Genomic DNA, 19,392 nt, shown 5'->3' with positions numbered 1-19,392 from the left:
CGTGCAACATGACGCCAAACTAAAGGCACGACGTTCTGTCGCCAGTTCGTCGCAGATTGCGACACCTTCCGGAGCGGCCACGCGGCGGGCTGCCATGTCACGGAATTGCCGTGAGCGTTACGGCGGCCAGGGGCACTTTTGTTCCTGCCCTGAACGCATAGCGGCCATGAACACAGCTCGCTGAGGCGTGACTGCAACCGCGCCCGCCTGGGCCGCCGAATACTTACCCAATTCTAAACATGAAGAATAACAACTTCGCTTTACAGTATTCGCAAGTAATTATCTAGTTAACGAATCGTTAAAGGATAGGAACACGAAACATCGTTCGAATATCGATTCAGATCACAAGATATTTCAGCGGGGCTCGGAACGGATTTACTGCCCAATTCATGCCTCATTAGGAATCGAAACGCCAACCCGCTCACAAACTGATAGGGGCTCCACTAGCCACATATGTGGCAATACTATCGTAGGGACCATTAAATGCTGTCTTTGAAGACGCTGGGCACCGTGACCCGGCCGCGTACGGCGATTGCATTCGTCGCCGCAACTCTCATCGTCGGTGGAACTGCCACCGAGGCTTCCGCCAAATCCCGGCATCACCACAGGGCCTCTCACCATCACCGGCATCACGCCCAGAACGATTCCAACGCGACCTCCGATTGGCGCAATGCCAATGCGTCGATGACGCCGACGTCGGGCACGGGCCGCAGCTTCTCGGGCATGGCTTCCTATTACGGCAACGAGTCCGGCAGCCGGACCGCGTCGGGCCAGCGCTTCAACCAGAACGCCCTCACCGCGGCGCACCGTTCGTTGCCGTTCGGCACCAAGCTGCGCGTCACCCATGGCGGCCAGAGCGTCATCGTCACCATCAATGACCGTGGCCCGTTCGTGCGCGGCCGCGTGCTCGATCTTTCCACCGGCGCTGCCCGCGCCATCGGCCTCACCGGCGCCGGCGTCGGTCGCGTCACCGCGGAAGTCGTCTCCTAACGGCGCGCTTCGCGCCTGATCTCACACGCGTAGTTTCCTCATCGTCCGCAGCGACATGAGCAGTTTGATGCGCGCGTGAAACAAGCCCGTGGTCTTGGGGGACCGCGGGCTTTTTTATGTTCTGTCATTCCAGGGCACGCGAAGCGTGAACCCGGAATGACGACAAAGGAGGTGGCGACGGCGGAGCCTACAAGAAGCTCTGCGGATCGACATCCACTTCGAGCTTCTGATTCCCCTTCGGCTTCGGGCACACCGCAAGCCAGTTGCGCAAATAATCCGAGAGATCAAAGCCGCGCGCCGATTTCACCAGGATGCGGAAGCGGTAGCGGCCCTTGATGACGGCGAGCGGGGCTTCGGCCGGGCCGAGCACGACCACGCGCTCGTCGCGCGGCGCCAATGCCACGAGCTTGCGGCCGAGGCCCTCCGCGCTCGGACGGTCGCCTGCGGAAATGATCAGGCTCGCGAGCCGGCCGAACGGCGGATAGAGCGTCTTCTCGCGCAAATCGATCTCGCTGTCGTAGAAGGCCTCGCGGTCGCAGGCGATCAGCGCCTTCATCACGGGATGATCGGGCTGATGCGTTTGCAGGTAGCCGACGCCGCGGCCCTGCTCGCGCCCGGCGCGGCCGATCACCTGGTTGAGCAATTGCCAGGTCCGTTCCGCCGCGCGCGGATCGCCATTGCTGAGGCCAAGATCCGCATCGACCACGCCGACCAGATTGAGCCGCGGGAAATTGTGCCCCTTGGCGACGAGCTGCGTGCCGATGATGATGTCGACGCGCCCTTCCGCGATTTCGGCAAGCTCGCTGCGCATCGTCTCGATCGAGGTGATGAGATCGCTCGACAGCACCATGGTGCGGGCATCGGGGAATAGCGCGGCCGCCTCCTCCTGCAGGCGCTCGACGCCGGGACCGACGGCAACCAGCGATTCCTCCGCTGCGCAATGCGGACAGGTCGGCGGACGCGGCATCGAGAAGCCGCAATGATGACAGACGAGGCGCTGGCGAAAGCGGTGATCGACCAGCCAGGCATCGCAGATGGTGCAGGCGAAGCGATGGCCGCAACCGCGGCACAGCGTCAGCGGCGCATAGCCGCGGCGATTGAGGAACAGCAGCGCCTGCTCGCGCTTTTCGATCGCCTTTCTGATCTCACCGGCGAGCCGCGGCGAGATGTAGCGGCCGCGCGCCGGCGGCTCGCGGCGCATGTCGATGGCCTCGATATGCGGCATGTGCTGGCCGCCGAAGCGCGAGGGCAGCGCGACGCGCTGATAGCGGTTCTTGCGCGCATTGACCTCGGATTCGACCGATGGCGTGGCGGAGGCCAGCACGATCGGGATCTTTGCGATATGCGCGCGCACCACCGCCATGTCGCGGGCGTGATAATGCACACCCTCGTCCTGCTTGTAGGCCTGGTCATGCTCTTCATCGACGACGATGAGGCCGAGATTGGCGTAGGGCAGAAACAGCGCCGAGCGGGCGCCGACCACGACCGGCGCGGTACCTTCCGAAATCGCGGCCCAATTGCGCGCGCGGGTGCGCGGCGTGAGCTCGGAATGCCATTCGATCGGTCGTACGCCGAAGCGCTGCGCGAAGCGATCGAGGAACTGGCCGGTGAGCGCGATCTCCGGCATCAGGATCAGCGACTGCTTGCCGCGCCGGATGGCTTCCGCCACGGCCTCGAAATAGACCTCGGTCTTGCCCGAACCGGTGACGCCGTCGAGCAGCGCGACGTGGAAGGTGCCGTTGGCCGCGAGCGCGCGCATCGCATCCACGCCGGCACGCTGCAGCGGCGAAAAATCCGGCCGGCCGAATTCCGGATCAGGGGCCGGCGGCGGGGGCGGCGGCGGCATCGGCTCGACCGTGAGCGTGCCTTCGTCGACCAGGCCGTCGATCACGCCGGCGGACACGCCGGCTTCCTTGGCGGCTTCCGACTTGCCGTGCAGCAGCCGGTCCGACAGCACCTCGATCACGCGCGCCCGGGCCGGCGTCAGCCGCCGCGGAGGATCGCCGACCAGGCGCACACCGGCGCGCACGCGCTCGGGGCCGAGGTTCTCGCCCATCCGCAGGCACATGCGCAGCACCATGCCGCGCGGGCTCAGCGTGTAATTCGCGACCCAGTCGACGACGGAGCGCAGCTCGGGTTTCAAGGGCGCAACGTCGAGCTTCTCGCTGACCTCCTTGAGGCGGTTGTGCAGGCGCGGATCGGGATTGGCGTTTTCCGCCCAGACCACGGCGAGCACCTCGCGCGGACCAAGCGGCACACCGACGAGATCGCCCGCCTTCAGCTCCATGCCGCGCGGCACCTTGTAGGAATAGGTCTGGTCGAGCGCGACCGGCACCAGCACGTCGACCATGCGGGTCGTGCTGGCGGGAGCAGTTTGGCTGCGCGTCGAATGATCCATGAACAGAGAATCGGAACCTGGGGACCTCAAGGCTAGCGCCGTGGAGCCGCCTTAGCGAACAGTAAACTTGTGTGATGCGATATACTGTGCGGAATCATTCCGTCCAGAGCGCATGAGCAAAGCAGCCGCCCCGCCACTCGAGCTCGCCAGCGCCGATCCCTCGATCGCGCGGGAGATGGCGCGCTGGCTGTCGCATCTCGGCGCCGAGCGGAGGCTGTCGCCGAAGACGCTGGAGGCCTATGGCCGCGACTTGCGGCAATGCCTGGATTTCCTGTGCAGCCATTGGGGCGAGCGCGTGACGCTGGCGCGGTTCGCGAACCTCGAAGCCACTGACGTGCGCGCCTTCATGGCGATGCGCCGCGCCGACGATATTGCCGGCCGCTCCTTGATGCGCGCGCTGGCGGGCCTGCGCTCGTTCGGACGTTTCCTCGAGCGCGAGGGCAAGGGCAGGGTCGGCGCGCTCTCCGCCATCCGTGCGCCCAAGGTCGCGAAAAGCCTGCCGAAGCCATTGCCGATGGCGTCGGCAAAACGCCTCGCTGACGCCGACGAGCGCGCCGGCGAGGATCGCGAGACCTGGATTCTGGTCCGCGATGCCGCGGTGATGGCGCTGCTGTATGGATCAGGCCTGCGCATCTCCGAGGCGCTGGGGCTGAAGCGCCGCGAGGTGCCGAAGGCGGGCGAAGGCGACGTGCTCGTCGTCACCGGCAAAGGCAACAAGACCCGCATGGTGCCGGTGCTGCAGAACGTGCTGGCGCTGATCGACGAATATGTCGCGTTGTGCCCGCATGCGCTGCCGGCGGAGCGGCCGATCTTCGTCGGCGCGCGCGGCGGTCCGCTCAGCCCGCGCATCATCCAGCTCGCGATGGAGCGGCTGCGCGGCGCGCTCGGCCTGCCCGACAGCGCCACGCCGCACGCGCTCCGCCATTCCTTCGCCACACATCTGCTCTCGCGCGGCGGCGATCTGCGCGCGATCCAGGAATTGCTCGGCCACTCCTCGCTCTCGACCACGCAAATCTATACCGGCATCGATTCCGAGCGCCTGCTGGAAGTCTATGCAAGCGCGCATCCAAGGCGCTGACGAGCTCGCTCATTCCCTGACATGAAGCTGTCACAGCGCGCGTGCCTCTTGCGCGGCGCCCGCGGTTCGGTCAATCGTGGGGAACTTCAGACAGGAGGGACTTATGAGCGCACACGAGAGCATGGAGCACGCCGAGCATGCCGAGCACGCATCGGGCGAGAACAAGAAGATCGCCCTTCTGATCGCGGTGCTGGCGCTGTTTCTGGCGATCTCGGAAACGCTCGGCAAGGGCGCCCAGACCGAGTCGATCAGCAAGAACGTCGAAGCCTCCAACCTCTGGGCATTCTTCCAGGCCAAGAGCATCCGCCGCACGGTCGTGCAGACCGCCGCCGAGCAGGGCAAGCTGACGCTGGGCACCGCCTCCGACGACGCCATGAAGGCCACGGTGCAGAAGCAGATCGACGACTGGCAGAAGACCTCGGCGCGCTACCGCTCCGAGCCCGAGACCGGCGAAGGCACCGAGCAGCTCGCCGAGAAGGCCAAGCACGCCGAGCACGAGCGCGACGAGGCGACCGCGAAATATCATCACTTCGAGCTGGCCTCGGCCGCGTTCCAGATCGGCATCGTGCTGGCATCCGCCACCATCATCACCGGCATGCTGCCGCTGGCCTGGATCGCTGGGCTGTTGACGCTCGCCGGCCTCGGCATGACCATGCTCGGCGCATGGGCGCCGCATCTGTTGCATCTGCACGGGTGAAGGGGCGCCACTCGCTCCGCTGTCATCCCGGCCCACGTTGCGCAATTGCGCACCAGGCCGGGACGACACCCGAGAAGGTTCACCGCGCCTCGTGCACGCTCTTGCGGAAGCGCTGGATCAGACGGAGCGTGCGTGAGGACCAGCCTTCGCCGTTGCCCTTGATCAGTTCGCGGATGCGCTGCTTGACCGGCGCGACCAGCTCGGTCGCCTTGGCGCGCACTTTCAGCACGAGCTCGTAGAGCCGCCCGAACCAGTGCATCTCCAAAAGCTTGTCGCGCGTGACGTCGAACACGAAGGCGGTGACGCCGACGCCGAGCATCTTCGCGAACAGGATCGTGAAGACCGCGCTGGTCCAATATTCATGCGTGAGCAGCCACAGGCCGACCAGCTTGAGCGGAAACAGCGGGATGATCGGGACGGCGAAGACGATCAACGTCATCGCCGGCGACAGCGCGTCGACGCGCTCGGCCAGCCATGCCTTGAACCGGGCGAGCGGGATCAGTGCGACGACCCGCGCGACGATCGGCTCGAGATGGTCCCACAGCCAGGCTTCGATCAGGAAGATGATCGCCAGCAGGACCCAGACCGGTTGAAGAAGGCGGCGCAGCATATGTTTCCCGCCCGATCCAGCGCTGGGCGCGTGCCTACATATGGATGGCCCGCTTGCCGACTGCAAGCGCGGCTTCCTTGACGGCCTCCGAGCGGGTCGGGTGCGCGTGGCAGGTGCGAGCGAGATCTTCCGCACTGCCGCCAAACTCCATGAGAACGCAGGCTTCATGGATCATTTCGCCGGCCTCAATGCCGATAATGTGCACGCCGAGCACGCGATCGGTCTTCGCATCTGCGAGAATCTTCACGAAACCATCGGTCGTTTGGTTGACCTTGGAGCGGCCGTTGGCGGTAAAGGGAAACTTCCCGACGGTGTAAGCGACGCCGGCCTGCTTCAGCTCTTCCTCGGTCTTGCCGACGGAAGACACCTCCGGGGTGGTATACACGACGCCCGGGATCACGTCGTAGTTCACGTGGCCGGCCTGACCCGCGATGATCTCCGCAACGGCAACGCCCTCATCCTCGGCCTTGTGCGCGAGCATCGGGCCGGCGACGACGTCGCCGATGGCATAGACGCCCTTCAGGCTGGTGGCGAAATGCGGATCGATCTGCACGCGGCCGCGGGGATCGAGCGCAACGCCGGCTTCCTTCAGCCCGAGACCGTCGGTGTAGGGCACGCGGCCGATGCAGACGAGCACGACGTCGGCTTCCAGTGTCTCGGCGGCGCCGCCGGCGGCCGGCTCGATCGTCGCCTTCAGCGTCTTGCCCGAGGTGTCGACCGCGGTGACCTTGGCGCCGAGCTTGAACGCAAAGCCCTGCTTCTCGAGGATGCGCTGGAATTGTTTTGCAATTTCGCCGTCCATGCCGGGCAGGATGCGATCGAGGAATTCGACGACGACGACTTCGGCACCGAGCCGCTTCCACACCGAGCCGAGCTCGAGGCCAATCACGCCGGCGCCGACGATCAGAAGCTTGCCCGGGACCTTGTCCAGCGACAGCGCGCCGGTCGAGGACACGATACGCTTCTCGTCGATTTCGATACCCTTGAGCCGCGCGATGTCCGAGCCGGTGGCAATGACGATGTTCCTGGTCTCGATCACCTGCGACTTGCCGTCGGCGAAGACTTCGACCTTGCCGGTGCCGAGGATCTTGCCGGTGCCCTTGAGCACGTCGACCTTGTTCTTCTTCATCAGGAACTCGACGCCCTTGACGTTGCCGTCGATGCCCTGCTGCTTGAAGTTCATCATCGCCGGCAGCTCGAGCTTCGGCGCGGAAACGTTGACGCCCATCTTGGCGAAGGAATGCCCGGCTTCCTCGAACATTTCGGACGCATGCAGCAGCGCCTTCGACGGCATGCAGCCGACATTGAGGCAGGTGCCGCCGAGGGTTGCGTTCTTTTCGACCACGGCGACTTTCATGCCGAGCTGGCTTGCGCGCACCGCGCAGACATAACCGCCGGGTCCGGTGCCGATGACGACGAGATCGTAGGTAGCCATGAGAGAAAGTCCCGTAAGTTTAGCGTGATGAGGATGTGTCAGCGTCCGTCGGCGCGTCAGCGTCCGCCGGACACATCGAGAATGGCTGAGGTGATGTAAGAAGCATCGTCCGACAGCAGCCAGACGATGGCCTTGGCGATTTCGTCCGCCGTGCCGACGCGCTTCATCGGCACCATGTGGGCCAGACGATGGGCGCGGTCGGGCTCGCCGCCGGCGGCGTGGATCTCGGTGTCGATCAGGCCAGGGCGAATGCCCGCAACGCGAATGCCTTCGCCTGCGACCTCATAGCCGAGGCCGATGGTGAAGGAATCGATCGCGCCCTTGGACGCGGCATAGTCGACATAGGTATTGGGCGAGCCGAGCTTGGCGGCGACCGACGACAAATTGACGATGACGCCGCCCTTGCCGCCATGCTTGGTCGACATCCGCTTCACCGCTTCGCGCGCGCAAAGGATGGAGCCGGTGACGTTCACCGCCATCACGCGCTGGATGCGCTCCGCCGACATCTCGTCGACGCGCACGCCGCTCTTGCCGACGATGCCGCCATTGTTGACGAGCGCGCCCAACGTGCCGAACTTGTCGGCTTCCTTGAACAGGCTGAGGATATCGCCTTCCTCGGCGACGTCGCACTTCACCGCGATCGCCTTGCCGTTGCTGGCCTCGATCTGCGCCACGACCTCGTCGGCGGCCTGCTTGTTGCTGGCATAGCCGACCACGACACGGAAGCCGCGTGCGGCCGCCGCAAGCGCGGTCGCACGACCAATGCCGCGGCTGCCGCCGGTGATGACAACGACCTTATCCGTCACGCGCGCCTCCATGGTTCGACACGCGCCGTCGCACCAAGGGACGACGGCGCTCGCAGAGCATCAGGGATCAGAGATCGAGCACCAGGCGCGCCGGATCTTCCAGGCTCTCCTTGACGCGAACCAGGAAGGTGACGGCTTCCTTGCCGTCGATCACGCGGTGATCGTAGGACAGCGCCAGATACATCATCGGACGAACCTCGACCTTGCCGCCGACGACCATCGGGCGATCCTGGATCTTGTGCATGCCCAGAATGCCGGACTGCGGCGCGTTCAGGATCGGGGTCGACATCAGCGAACCGTAGATGCCGCCATTGGTGATAGTGAAGGTGCCGCCCTGCATCTCGTCGATCTTGAGCTGGCCGTCACGGGCGCGGCGACCGAAATCGGCGATGCCCTTCTCGATGTCGGCGATCGACTTGTGGTCGCAATCGCGCACCACCGGCACGACGAGACCCTTGTCGGTGCCGACGGCTACGCCGATGTGGTAGTAGTTCTTGTAGATCAAATCGGTGCCGTCGATCTCGGCGTTGACGGCCGGGATGTCCTTCAGCGCCTGCACGACAGCCTTGGTGAAGAAGCCCATGAAGCCGAGCTTGCTGCCGTGCTTCTTCTCGAACGCATCCTTGTAGTGGGCGCGCAGCGCCATGACGTTGGTCATGTCGACCTCGTTGAAGGTCGTCAGCATGGCCGCGGTGTTCTGCACGTCCTTGAGGCGGCGCGCGATGGTCTGGCGCAGGCGGGTCATCTTGACGCGCTCTTCGCGGGCGGCGTCATCGGCCGGCGAAGCGCTGCGCACCTGCACGGCGGCGGCGGGCTGGTTGACCGGGGTCGGCGCCGAGGCCGCACGCTCGATCGCGGCAAGCATGTCGCCCTTGGTGACGCGGCCGTCCTTGCCGGAGCCCGGAACGGTCGAGGCGTCGACGCCACTCTCGGCGGAGAGCTTGCGCACGGATGGCGCCAGCGGCGCATCGGCCGGCGGCGCCTTTGCGGCGGGAGCCGGCGCGGCAGCAGCCGGAGCCGGGGCCGCCGCAGGCTTTGCGGGAGCAGCGGCGGGCTTTGCACCAGCAGCACCTTCGGTGATCTGCCCAAGCAGCGCGCCGACCGCGACGGTCGTGCCGTCGGCGGCGATGATCTCGCTCAGCGTGCCGGCGGAGGGTGCCGGGACTTCGATGGTGACCTTGTCGGTCTCGAGCTCCACCAAGGGCTCGTCGACGGCGACGGCATCGCCGGCCTTCTTGAACCAGCGGCCGATGGTGGCCTCGGTGACGGATTCGCCGAGCGTCGGCACACGAATTTCAGTCATGGTCTTTTCCTTAAGGGGATCGCCAATGCGGTCATGAATTCCGGATGTCACGGCCGACGAAAAGCAGGCCATCCAGCAAGCCGGGACGCATCGCATTCACGAGGACGTCACGTCTTGCTGGATGCCCCGCCTTGTCGGCGGGGCATGACGCAGTTCGAAAAAGCTCAGCTCAATGCTTCGTCCAGGAACGCCTTCAGCTGCGCCTGATGCTTGGACATCAGACCAGTGGCGGTCGCGGCGGAAGCGGCGCGGCCGACATAACGCGGACGCCTGCTCGCACCGTTCACCTGGTTCAGCACCCATTCCAGATAGGGCTCGATGAAGTGCCACGCACCCATGTTACGGGGCTCCTCCTGGCACCAGATCACTTCGGCCTTCTTGAAGCGGGACAGCTCGGCCACCAGCGCCTTCAGCGGCACCGGATAGAGCTGCTCGACGCGCATCAGATAGATGTCGTCGATGCCGCGCTTCTCGCGCTCTTCGTAGAGGTCGTAATAGACCTTGCCCGAGCACAGCACGATGCGGCGGATCTTTTCATCCGGAACGAGCTTGATGGCTTCGCTCGGCAGCATCTGGGCGTCATCATAGAGGATGCGGTGGAAGGTCGTGCCCTTCGCGAGCTCCTCGAGACGGGACACCGCCCGCTTGTGACGGAGCAGCGACTTCGGCGTCATCAGGATCAGCGGCTTGCGGATCTCACGATGAAGCTGACGGCGCAGCACGTGGAAGTAGTTCGCCGGCGTGGTCGGATAGACCACCTGCATGTTGTCTTCCGCGCACATCTGCAGGTAACGCTCGAGGCGCGCCGAGGAGTGCTCCGGTCCCTGGCCCTCATAGCCGTGCGGCAGCAGGCAGACGAGACCGGACATGCGCAGCCATTTGCGCTCGCCCGAGGAGATGAACTGGTCGAACAAGACCTGCGCGCCGTTGGCGAAGTCGCCGAACTGGGCTTCCCACAGCGTCAGCGTGTTCGGCTCGGCGAGCGAATAGCCGTATTCGAAGCCGAGCACGGCTTCTTCCGACAGCAGCGAGTTGATGACCTCGTAATGGCCCTGCTCGTGACCGAGATGGTTGAACGGCGTGTAGCGGCTCTCGTCCTCCTGGTCGATCAGAACCGAGTGGCGCTGCGAGAAGGTGCCGCGCTCGCAGTCCTGACCAGACAGGCGGACATGGTGGTTCTCGTTCAGCAGCGAGCAGAACGCCAGCGCTTCGCCGGTCGCCCAGTCGATGCCGTTGCCACCGTCGATCGCCTTGGAGCGGTTTTCCAGGAAACGCTGGATGGTGCGGTGAACGCGGAAACCGTCCGGCACCTTGGTGATCTTGCGGCCGATGTCCTTCAGGATCGGCAGATCGACGCCGGTGACGCCGCGACGCGCGTCCTCTTCCTGGTCGGCGATCTTGAAGCCCGCCCACTTGCCGTCGAGCCAGTCGGCCTTGTTCGGCTTGTAGGAGGTGCCGGCCTCGAACTCGGCATCGAGCCGGGCGCGCCAATCGGCCTTCAGCTTGTCGGCCTCTCCCTCGGTGACCACGCCTTCGGCGATCAGGCGCTTGGAGTAGAGCGTGAGGGTCGAGGGATGAGCGGCGATCCGCTTGTACATCACCGGCTGGGTGAAGGCCGGCTCGTCGCCCTCATTGTGGCCGTAACGGCGATAGCACCACATGTCGATGACGACGGGCTTGTGGAACTTCTGCCGGAATTCGGTCGCGACCTTGGCCGCGAACACGACGGCTTCCGGATCGTCGCCGTTCACGTGGAAGATCGGCGCGTCGATCATCTTCGCCACATCCGACGGATAGGGCGAGGAGCGCGAGTAACGCGGATAGGTGGTGAAGCCGATCTGGTTGTTGACGATGAAGTGCACGGAGCCGCCGGTGCGGTAGCCCTTCAGGTCCGACAGGCCGAAGCACTCCGCGACCACACCCTGGCCGGCGAACGCAGCGTCGCCGTGCATCAGGAGCGGCATGACGGAGATGCGCATGTCCGGCGGATCGCCGTGCTGGTCCTGCTTGGCGCGGACCTTGCCGAGCACGACGGGGTCGACGATCTCGAGATGCGAGGGATTGGCGGTCAGCGACAGATGGATGCGGTTGCCGTCGAACTCGCGATCCGAGGAGGCGCCGAGGTGATACTTGACGTCGCCCGAGCCTTCGACCGCGTCAGGGTTGGCCGAACCGCCCTTGAATTCGTGGAACAGGGCGCGATGCGCCTTGCCCATCACCTGGGTCAGCACGTTGAGGCGGCCGCGATGCGGCATGCCCAGCACGATTTCCTTCACGCCGAGATTGCCGCCACGCTTGATGATCTGCTCGAGCGCGGGGATCAGGGATTCGCCGCCATCGAGGCCGAAGCGCTTGGTGCCGGTGAACTTGGTGTCGCAGAATTTTTCGAAGCCCTCGGCCTCCACCAGCTTCATCAGGATGGCGCGGCGGCCTTCGCGGGTGAAGGAGATTTCCTTATCGGGTCCCTCGATGCGCTCCTGGATCCAGGCCTTCTGCGCCGCATTGCTGATATGCATGAACTCGACGCCGAGCGTCTGGCAGTAGGTGCGCTCGCAGATCGCGGTGATTTCGCGCAAGCTGCCATATTCGAGGCCGAGCACATGGTCGAGGAAGATCTTGCGGTCGAAATCGGCTTCGCTGAAGCCGTAGGTGCGCGGGTCGAGCTCTTCGCGGTTGCGCGGGGCTTCGATACCGAGCGGGTCGAGCTTGGCGTGGAAGTGACCCCGCATGCGGTAGGAGCGGATCAGCATCAACGCACGGACGGAGTCGCGCGTGGCCTGGAGCAGATCGGCGGAGGAGATGTCGGCGCCCTTGGCCTGCGCCTTGGCGGCGATCTTGGCGCCGACCGTCTTCTCGACCTCGGCCCAGTTGCCGTCGAGGGCGGAGGTGAGATCGTCCTTCGGGGTCAGCGGCCAGTTGGCGCGCTCCCAGGACGGGCCCTCGGCGTTCTTCCGGACGTCAGCGGGCTGGTCGTTGAGGCTCTTGAAGAACTCCTGCCACTCAGCGTCGACCGAGGATGGGTCCTTCTCGTAGCGGGCGTAGATTTCGTCGATGTAGCTGGCGTTGGTGCCCTGCAAAAATGATGACAGGGCAAAGGCTGCGTTCGCGTCCTGGCGAGACATACTGGGTTCCTGGCGATTTCGGTTCGCGCATAACAAACGGCGCTGGCGCCGAGCTCCCCGACAGGGCTCGACGCGACAGGCACCCTTTACCCCATTTGCTGCGAAACTTCGCCCGGAAAAGCACGAAGAAGTGAATTAGCCTTTCAACTTTTCGGCAAGCGTATGGCCGAGGCGCGCCGGCGACGGTGACACTGTAATCCCTGCGGATTTCATCGCGTCGGTCTTGGAACCGGCATCGCCCTTACCGCCCGAGATGATCGCGCCGGCATGGCCCATGCGGCGGCCGGGAGGTGCCGTGACGCCGGCGATGAAACCGACCATCGGCTTCTTGCGGCCGCGCTTGGCCTCGTCCTTCAGGAACTGGGCGGCGTCTTCCTCGGCGGAACCGCCGATCTCGCCGATCATGATGATCGACTCGGTCTTGGGGTCGGCCAGGAGCATTTCCAGCACGTCGATGAACTCGGTGCCCTTGACCGGGTCGCCACCGATGCCGACCGCAGTGGTCTGGCCGAGGCCTTCCTGGGAGGTCTGGAACACGGCCTCATAGGTCAGCGTGCCCGAGCGGGAGACGATGCCGACCGAGCCGGTCTTGAAGATGTTGGCGGGCATGATGCCGATCTTGCACTCGCCGGCGGTCATGACGCCCGGGCAGTTCGGCCCGATCAGGCGCGACTTGGAGCCGATCAGCGAGCGCTTCACGCGCACCATGTCGACGACGGGAATGCCCTCGGTGATGCAGACGATCAGCGGGATCTCGGCGTCGATGGCTTCGCAGATCGCATCCGCTGCGCCCGGCGGCGGCACGTAGATCACCGATGCATCCGCACCGGTCTTTTCACGCGCTTCGCGCACGGTGTCGAACACCGGCAGGTTCAGGTGGGTCGAGCCGCCTTTGCCGGGCGAGGTGCCGCCGACCATCTTGGTGCCGTAAGCAATCGCAGCCTCGGAATGGAAGGTGCCGTTCTTGCCGGTGAAGCCCTGGCAGATGACCTTGGTGTTCTTGTCGATCAGGATGGACATGAGGTCTGCTTTCGCGAAACTAACAGAGTGAGAGGTCAGTGGATGCGGCGGTAGACGCCGGTGAGCACGTCAGCCCAGCCTTCCGCATCCGGCGAGAACTGAATCTTCAACGAGTAGGAATTGTCGTCGATGATCTCGTAGACGTGGCGCGCATTGCCGCGGAGCGAGCCGCGCACCAGCGTCAGGGTCTTGCCGACCCACCCGCCGGAAGCGGGCGAGGGCGGCGTGTAGCCGAGTGAATCGTACCAGAACAATTTGTAGGTCCGGTCGTCGCGGTCGAAGGTGAAGATGCCGTGGGTGGCGAAGCTCTGCTTGCCCTCGCGCATCTGGACACTGTCCTGGATCAGGTAGAACCCGTTGAGGTCCATGCGCGCGACGACGTGCGACGTGGCCGGCCCGCCTTCCGTCCAGCGCGACGGAAAGACCACCTCTTCACCATTCCATTCGCCGGCGAACGCCGACAGGCGCATGTGCTCGGTGAGCGGAGATGATGCGGAGAGATGGTCCTGGGCCATGGCCTTAGCCTCCCTTGACGGCCTTCACGATCTTCTGCGCGGCGTCGTCGAGATTGTCCGCGGGCACCACGTTCAGGCCGGATTCACGGATGATCTTCTTGCCGAGCTCGACGTTGGTGCCCTCGAGGCGAACCACCAGCGGCACGCCGAGGCCGACCTCGCGCACGGCTGCGGTGACGCCCTCGGCGATCACGTCGCACTTCATGATACCACCGAAGATGTTGACCAGGATGCCCTTCACGTTGGGATCCGCGGTGATGATCTTGAACGCGGCTGCGACCTTCTCCTTGCTGGCGCTGCCGCCGACGTCGAGAAAGTTCGCCGGCGCCATGCCGTAGAGCTTGATGATGTCCATCGTCGCCATGGCAAGACCGGCGCCATTGACCATGCAGCCGATGTTGCCGTCGAGGGTGACGTAGTTGAGGTCGTACTTGGACGCCTCGATTTCCTTGGCGTCTTCCTCGGTCTCGTCGCGCAGCGCGAGCACCTCGGGGTGGCGGAACAGCGCGTTGTCGTCGAACGACACCTTGGCGTCGAGCACGCGGAGCTGGCCCTGCTTGGTCACGACCAGCGGGTTGATCTCCAGCATCGACATGTCCTTGGCGACGAAGGCCGCGTAGAGCTGCGCGGTGAGCTTCTCAGCCTGCTTGGCGAGATCGCCGGAAAGCTTCAGCGCGTTGGCGACGGTGCGGCCATGGTGTCCCATGATCCCGGTCGCGGGATCGACCGAGAAAGTGACGATCTTCTCGGGCGTGTTGTGCGCGACGTCCTCGATGTTGACGCCGCCTTCGGTCGAGACGACGAAGGAGACGCGCGAGGTCTCGCGGTCGACCAGGATCGAGAGATAGAACTCCTTGTCGATGTCGGAGCCGTCCTCGATGTAGAGGCGGTTGACCTGCTTGCCGGCCGGGCCGGTCTGCACGGTCACCAGCGTGGCGCCGAGCATCTGCTTGGCGAATTCGGAGACTTCCGCGGCGGACTTGGCGATGCGGACGCCGCCCTTGTCGCCGGCTGAAGCTTCCTTGAACTTGCCCTTGCCGCGGCCGCCAGCGTGGATCTGGCTCTTCACCACGTAAACCGGACCGGGAAGAGCCTTGGCGGCAGCTTCCGCGTCGGTGGCCTTAAGGACCGGCACGCCCTTGGAGATCGGGACGCCGAACTCGTTCAGCAGCGCTTTGGCTTGATATTCATGAATATTCATATGGTCGCTCCCTGAACCCGCGGGCGGTGACCCCATGGGCCCACCTCAGTCTTGTGGCTGGCATACCATATACCACAGGAACTGCAACCCGGATTCTTTGACTTCGAGATCTCTGGACTGCCGAACCCGGAACCCGCCAGCCTTCAGTGAGGAATGCAGCGAGGCCCGGAAATGAAACCGCCGAAGACCGGTTTTTTGGCCTTCGGCGGGATTGTTTGCCCTTAGCGGCCGAGAAGATCGGGGGCGATCTTCTTGCAGGCGTCCACGAGGCCCTGCACGGCACCGACTGACTTGTCGAAGGCCTCGCGGTCCTTGCCCGCGAGCTCGATCTCGACGACGCGCTCGACACCCTTGGAGCCGATCACAACGGGCACGCCGACATACATGTCCTTCACGCTGTACTCGCCGTTGAGATAGGCGGCGCAGGGCAGCACGCGCTTCTTGTCGCGCAGATAGCTCTCCGCCATCGCGATTGCCGATGCGGCGGGAGCGTAGAACGCCGAGCCGGTCTTGAGCAAATTGACGATCTCGGCGCCGCCGTTGCGGGTGCGGTCGACGATCTCGTCGAGGCGCGCCTGCGAGGTCCAGCCCATCTTGACGAGGTCGGGCAGCGGAATGCCGGCGACGGTGGAGTACTTCACCAGCGGCACCATGGTGTCGCCATGGCCGCCGAGCACGAAGGCGGTGACGTCTTCAACGGAGACGTTGAACTCGTCGGCCAGGAAATAGCGGAAGCGCGCGGAGTCGAGCACGCCGGCCATGCCGACGACCTTCTTGTGCGGCAGGCCCGAGGCCTTCTGCAGCGCCCAGACCATGGCGTCGAGCGGGTTGGTGATGCAGATGACGAACGCGTCGGGGGCGTACTTCTTGATGCCGGCACCGACCTGCTCCATGACCTTGAGGTTGATGGAGAGGAGATCGTCGCGGCTCATGCCGGGCTTGCGCGGCACACCGGCGGTGACGATGCAGACCTTGGCGTTGTCGAGCGCTTCGTAGGAATTGGCGCCGCTGTAATGCGCGTCGAAGCCGTCGACCGGCGAGGACTGCGCGATGTCGAGCGCCTTGCCCTGCGGCACGCCCTCGGCGATGTCGAACATCACGACGTCGCCCAGTTCTTTCAGGCCGATGAGGTGAGCCAGCGTTCCGCCGATCTGACCGGAGCCAATCAAAGCAATCTTGTCGCGCGCCATGTGAACCTGTCCTTTAGACACGTTAAGGAGGGGAAAACTGAGAGGGTGGTTATCCCTTTCGCCTCCGCCGTTCAAGTCGGTGGATGCCCAATTGTCGGGCTTGCCGAGTTAGCAGCCAACCTACTGACGCCGTCATTCCGGGGCGCGCGTAGCGCGAGCCCGGAATCCATACTCCCGATGGTGGTTATGGATTCCGGGCCTGCGCCTGCGGCGCATCCCGGAATGACAGCGCTGACAAATAGGACTTAAGTCTCCACCAGGCCCTTGGTCGAGCCGCTGGCGGTGGAATCCTTGCGGCCGTGAGCCAGCGCCAGGTAGGATTCCGAGCTCATTTCGATCAGGCGCGACGAGGTCCGCTTGAACTCCATGGCCTCGTTGCCCTCGGTGGCGAGGTAGAGCGAGATCGGGTTGGCGTCGGCGGACGCCATCAGCTTCACGGCATTGTCATAGAGCGTGTCGATCAGCGTGATGAAGCGCTTGGCCGCATTGCGCTGGGAGAAATCCATCACTGGAATATGGTCGACCAGGATGGTGTGATAGTCGTGCGCCAGCCTGAGGTAGTCGGATGCACCGAGCGGCTTCTCGCAGAGATCGGCGAACGAGAACCGCGCGACGCCATGGGCCGAGCACGGCACGTGCAGGATGCGGCCCTTGATCGAAATGTCGCGCGACTTGCACTTGGCGTTGCCGGTCATCTTTGCCCAGGCGCGATTGAGCGCGGCGTCGGCATCGCCGTCCGCCGGCGTCAGCCACATCGGCACGCCCTGAAGCTTCTCCAGCCGGAAGTCGGTGCGCGCGTCGAGCCGCGAGACGTCCATGTGGTCGTTGATCTGCTTGATGAAGGGCAGGAACAGCGCGCGGTTCAACCCGCCCTTGTAGAGATCGTCGGGCGCGACGTTGGAGGTCGCGACCACGACGGTGCCGAGCTCGAACAGCTTTGCAAAAAGGCGCCCGAGGATCATCGCATCCGCGATGTCGGTGACGTGGAATTCGTCGAAGCAGAGCAACCAGCTTTCCTCGAAGATCGCGTTCGCGGTCAGCGCGATGACGTCGCCATCCGGGATCTGTCCGCGCGCGATGCCCTGGCGATAATCGTAGATGCGCTCGTGCACGTCGGCCATGAATTCATGGAAATGCGCGCGGCGCTTGTGCTCGACGGTTGCGTGCTGGAAGAACAGATCCATCAGCATGGTCTTGCCGCGACCGACCTCGCCGTGGATGTACAGCCCCCGCGGCGCCTCATCCTTGTCATTGTTGCTGAACAGGCGGGCGAGCAGGCCCTGCTTGCGCTGCGGCTTGTAGTTCGCGAGCCGCAGATCCAGCGCGGCATAGGCCTCGGCGACTTCGGCTTGCGCGGCATCGGGCTCGATCGCGCCGGAGGCGATCTGGGCCTGATACGCGTCGCTGAAGGAGGAATTTTGGGTGGAGAGCATCGCCCTTTACCGCCAGAGACCGGCGGAAATTGCAAGCCGTCAAATGGTGCGGGGCGCTATGCGCTTTCTTCTCCCTCGCGCCGTTCTTACGGGGAGAGGGTTGGGGTGAGGGGCCTCTCTCAACGCTTGAGATCGCGGTGAGACCGGTACCCCCTCACCCGGATCGCAAGAGCGATCCGACCTCTCCCCGCAGGCGGGGCGAGGTGAAGAGGGAGCTACTCACACAATTCGTAGGCATCCTCGACCACATACGGGCCGCCACCGGTCGATGCGCGCGACGAGAACAGCACGAAACGTTCGGCCGTGAACGCCTTGCTCGGGAAGTAACCGCGGATCGAGAGATAGTCGGCGACGTCCCGGTCGGTGGCGTCGTGCAGCCGGGCCAGCGTGACATGCGGTATGAACTTGCGCCCCTCCGGATCGAGGCCGATCCGCTGCATCATGCGTTCGAGCTCGGCCTGCAAATCCATCAGCGGCTTGCTCGGCGCGATGGTGGCGACCACCGCGCGCGGCTTGCGGCCGCCGAAGCTTTGCAAGCCCTGCACCTTCACCTCGAACGGCTTGCGGTCGACGCGAAACAACATCGATGCGATCTCGTTGGCAGAGACGCCGTCGATGTCGCCGATGAAGCGCAGGGTGACGTGATAATTTTCGGGATCGATCCAGCGGGCGCCGGGAAGGCCACCTCGCAAATTGGAAAGCGTCTGGCAGACCTCTGCCGGGATTTCCAGACCAGTGAACAAACGCGGCATCGTTTCGCACTCCCGATGCTTGGGCACGATCCCTGGGAAGGATCATATCCAAATTTTAGAGCCGGCGACGAATCATCTGTACTCTAATTCCTATCGCAGTTGTGTGACTCTGCGAAGTGTTGCCGAGGCTACACCGGGAAAACCCTGGGTGTTAGGGTTAGCGTTGCCTGATTTTCAACGGCGCTGCTCGCCGATCGTGCGCACGAATGCCTCCACCGTGGGCAGCAACTTGTTGACGATGATGTCGACGCCTTCGGCGGTCGGGTGAATGCCGTCGGCCTGGTTGAGCCTGGCGTCGGCCGCGACACCGTCGAGGAAGAACGGATAGAGCGGCACGTCGAACTGCTTCGCCAGATCCGGATAAATCGAATTGAAGCGCGCGCCATAGTCGGCGCCGAAATTCGGCGGCGCCAGCATGCCACACAGCATCACGGCGATCTTGCGCGCCTTCAGACGCTGAACGATGTCGGTCAGCGCCGCCCGCGTCAAGTCGGGATCGATGCCGCGCATCGCATCATTGGCGCCGAGCTCGAGGATCACACCCTCAGTTCCATCCGGCACCGACCAGTCGAGCCGGTCGCGGCCGCCGGACGAGGTGTCACCCGACACGCCGGCATTGGTCATGTCGACGGCTATACCTTTGGCCTGCAAGGCTTTTTGCAGCTTGGCCGGAAACGCATCCTGGGCCGGGAGGCCGAGACCGGCACTCAAGGAATCGCCTAAAACGACAAGCTTGATCGGTTTTGTCGTGTCCGCCCAAACCGGATGGGCGAGCGTCATCAAAGCGAGCATCAACACGGCTATGTGCATGAACAATCCGTAACGCCTCTCGACCGCGCCAG

Annotated in this window: 16 protein-coding genes; 3 read left to right on the top strand and 13 right to left on the bottom strand. The window is 64.4% G+C overall.

Annotated elements, in window-relative coordinates:
- Nucleotides 1-483 precede the first annotated feature (483 nt).
- On the top strand, nt 484-990 hold the full coding sequence (locus ACWAT4_RS02030; RefSeq protein ID WP_212303152.1) for a septal ring lytic transglycosylase RlpA family protein: 507 nt from the start codon (nt 484-486) through the stop codon (nt 988-990).
- A 187-nt stretch (nt 991-1,177) separates the two neighbouring features.
- On the opposite strand, the gene ACWAT4_RS02025 is transcribed toward ACWAT4_RS02030, so the two are convergent.
- The gene (locus ACWAT4_RS02025; RefSeq protein ID WP_212444446.1) at nt 1,178-3,388 is read right to left on the bottom strand and encodes a primosomal protein N'; all 2,211 of its coding nucleotides are present in this window, start codon (nt 3,386-3,388) and stop codon (nt 1,178-1,180) included.
- Nucleotides 3,389-3,500: 112 nt separating this feature from the next.
- Between ACWAT4_RS02025 and ACWAT4_RS02020 the strand changes: the two genes are divergently transcribed.
- Nucleotides 3,501-4,466, top strand: coding sequence for a tyrosine recombinase XerC (locus ACWAT4_RS02020; RefSeq protein ID WP_449729686.1), 966 nt, complete (start codon nt 3,501-3,503; stop codon nt 4,464-4,466).
- 103 nt (nt 4,467-4,569) lie between these two features.
- Nucleotides 4,570-5,163, top strand: a complete 594-nt coding sequence (locus ACWAT4_RS02015; protein ID WP_212303155.1) for a DUF4337 domain-containing protein — start codon at nt 4,570-4,572, stop codon at nt 5,161-5,163.
- Between the two features lie 79 nt (nt 5,164-5,242).
- On the opposite strand, the gene ACWAT4_RS02010 is transcribed toward ACWAT4_RS02015, so the two are convergent.
- The 12 genes from ACWAT4_RS02010 to ACWAT4_RS01955 all read right to left on the bottom strand — a co-directional run bounded on the left by ACWAT4_RS02010 (nt 5,243) and on the right by ACWAT4_RS01955 (nt 19,360).
- A complete protein-coding gene (locus ACWAT4_RS02010; protein WP_212303156.1) occupies nt 5,243-5,773 on the bottom strand; it encodes a hypothetical protein in 531 nt (176 codons plus the stop codon).
- A 34-nt stretch (nt 5,774-5,807) separates the two neighbouring features.
- The gene (gene lpdA, locus ACWAT4_RS02005; RefSeq protein ID WP_212303157.1) at nt 5,808-7,208 is read right to left on the bottom strand and encodes a dihydrolipoyl dehydrogenase; all 1,401 of its coding nucleotides are present in this window, start codon (nt 7,206-7,208) and stop codon (nt 5,808-5,810) included.
- 56 nt (nt 7,209-7,264) lie between these two features.
- A complete protein-coding gene (locus ACWAT4_RS02000) occupies nt 7,265-8,026 on the bottom strand; it encodes an SDR family oxidoreductase (protein WP_449729685.1) in 762 nt (253 codons plus the stop codon).
- Nucleotides 8,027-8,081: 55 nt separating this feature from the next.
- On the bottom strand, nt 8,082-9,317 hold the full coding sequence (gene odhB / locus ACWAT4_RS01995) for a 2-oxoglutarate dehydrogenase complex dihydrolipoyllysine-residue succinyltransferase (protein WP_212444441.1): 1,236 nt from the start codon (nt 9,315-9,317) through the stop codon (nt 8,082-8,084).
- Nucleotides 9,318-9,481: 164 nt separating this feature from the next.
- A complete protein-coding gene (locus tag ACWAT4_RS01990) occupies nt 9,482-12,439 on the bottom strand; it encodes a 2-oxoglutarate dehydrogenase E1 component (RefSeq protein ID WP_449729684.1) in 2,958 nt (985 codons plus the stop codon).
- Between the two features lie 135 nt (nt 12,440-12,574).
- Complete coding sequence (gene sucD, locus ACWAT4_RS01985) at nt 12,575-13,459, bottom strand: succinate--CoA ligase subunit alpha (RefSeq protein WP_212303161.1); 885 nt, start codon at nt 13,457-13,459, stop codon at nt 12,575-12,577.
- Nucleotides 13,460-13,494: 35 nt separating this feature from the next.
- Nucleotides 13,495-13,974, bottom strand: coding sequence for a DUF1579 family protein (locus ACWAT4_RS01980; protein ID WP_212303162.1), 480 nt, complete (start codon nt 13,972-13,974; stop codon nt 13,495-13,497).
- Nucleotides 13,975-13,978: 4 nt separating this feature from the next.
- A complete protein-coding gene (gene sucC / locus ACWAT4_RS01975; protein ID WP_212303163.1) occupies nt 13,979-15,175 on the bottom strand; it encodes an ADP-forming succinate--CoA ligase subunit beta in 1,197 nt (398 codons plus the stop codon).
- 221 nt (nt 15,176-15,396) lie between these two features.
- The gene (gene mdh / locus ACWAT4_RS01970; protein WP_091893088.1) at nt 15,397-16,365 is read right to left on the bottom strand and encodes a malate dehydrogenase; all 969 of its coding nucleotides are present in this window, start codon (nt 16,363-16,365) and stop codon (nt 15,397-15,399) included.
- Nucleotides 16,366-16,610: 245 nt separating this feature from the next.
- On the bottom strand, nt 16,611-17,798 hold the full coding sequence (gene zapE, locus ACWAT4_RS01965) for a cell division protein ZapE (protein WP_212303164.1): 1,188 nt from the start codon (nt 17,796-17,798) through the stop codon (nt 16,611-16,613).
- 215 nt (nt 17,799-18,013) lie between these two features.
- Nucleotides 18,014-18,550 (bottom strand): RNA 2',3'-cyclic phosphodiesterase, encoded by a 537-nt coding sequence (thpR, locus tag ACWAT4_RS01960; RefSeq protein WP_212303165.1) that lies wholly within the window; start codon nt 18,548-18,550, stop codon nt 18,014-18,016.
- Nucleotides 18,551-18,724: 174 nt separating this feature from the next.
- Nucleotides 18,725-19,360: an arylesterase gene (locus tag ACWAT4_RS01955; protein ID WP_449729683.1), complete on the bottom strand. Its 636-nt coding sequence runs from the start codon at nt 19,358-19,360 to the stop codon at nt 18,725-18,727.
- Nucleotides 19,361-19,392: the final 32 nt, after the last annotated feature.

The sequence above is a fragment of the Bradyrhizobium sp. T-1 genome, assembly GCF_053592855.1.
The sequence above is the reverse complement of the archived record's forward strand: the minus strand, read 5'-3'. Positions and strand labels throughout refer to the sequence as shown.

Bases quoted from the DNA above. Each gene is read 5' to 3' on its own strand.
- ACWAT4_RS02030 (WP_212303152.1), top strand. From the start codon at position 484: ATGCTGTCTTTGAAGACGCTGGGCACCGTGACCCGGCCGCGTACGGCG.
- ACWAT4_RS02025 (WP_212444446.1), bottom strand. From the start codon at position 3,388: ATGGATCATTCGACGCGCAGCCAAACTGCTCCCGCCAGCACGACCCGC.
- ACWAT4_RS02020 (WP_449729686.1), top strand. From the start codon at position 3,501: ATGAGCAAAGCAGCCGCCCCGCCACTCGAGCTCGCCAGCGCCGATCCC.
- ACWAT4_RS02015 (WP_212303155.1), top strand. From the start codon at position 4,570: ATGAGCGCACACGAGAGCATGGAGCACGCCGAGCATGCCGAGCACGCA.
- ACWAT4_RS02010 (WP_212303156.1), bottom strand. From the start codon at position 5,773: ATGCTGCGCCGCCTTCTTCAACCGGTCTGGGTCCTGCTGGCGATCATC.
- lpdA (WP_212303157.1), bottom strand. From the start codon at position 7,208: ATGGCTACCTACGATCTCGTCGTCATCGGCACCGGACCCGGCGGTTAT.
- ACWAT4_RS02000 (WP_449729685.1), bottom strand. From the start codon at position 8,026: ATGGAGGCGCGCGTGACGGATAAGGTCGTTGTCATCACCGGCGGCAGC.
- odhB (WP_212444441.1), bottom strand. From the start codon at position 9,317: ATGACTGAAATTCGTGTGCCGACGCTCGGCGAATCCGTCACCGAGGCC.
- ACWAT4_RS01990 (WP_449729684.1), bottom strand. From the start codon at position 12,439: ATGTCTCGCCAGGACGCGAACGCAGCCTTTGCCCTGTCATCATTTTTG.
- sucD (WP_212303161.1), bottom strand. From the start codon at position 13,459: ATGTCCATCCTGATCGACAAGAACACCAAGGTCATCTGCCAGGGCTTC.
- ACWAT4_RS01980 (WP_212303162.1), bottom strand. From the start codon at position 13,974: ATGGCCCAGGACCATCTCTCCGCATCATCTCCGCTCACCGAGCACATG.
- sucC (WP_212303163.1), bottom strand. From the start codon at position 15,175: ATGAATATTCATGAATATCAAGCCAAAGCGCTGCTGAACGAGTTCGGC.
- mdh (WP_091893088.1), bottom strand. From the start codon at position 16,365: ATGGCGCGCGACAAGATTGCTTTGATTGGCTCCGGTCAGATCGGCGGA.
- zapE (WP_212303164.1), bottom strand. From the start codon at position 17,798: ATGCTCTCCACCCAAAATTCCTCCTTCAGCGACGCGTATCAGGCCCAG.
- thpR (WP_212303165.1), bottom strand. From the start codon at position 18,550: ATGCCGCGTTTGTTCACTGGTCTGGAAATCCCGGCAGAGGTCTGCCAG.
- ACWAT4_RS01955 (WP_449729683.1), bottom strand. From the start codon at position 19,360: ATGCACATAGCCGTGTTGATGCTCGCTTTGATGACGCTCGCCCATCCG.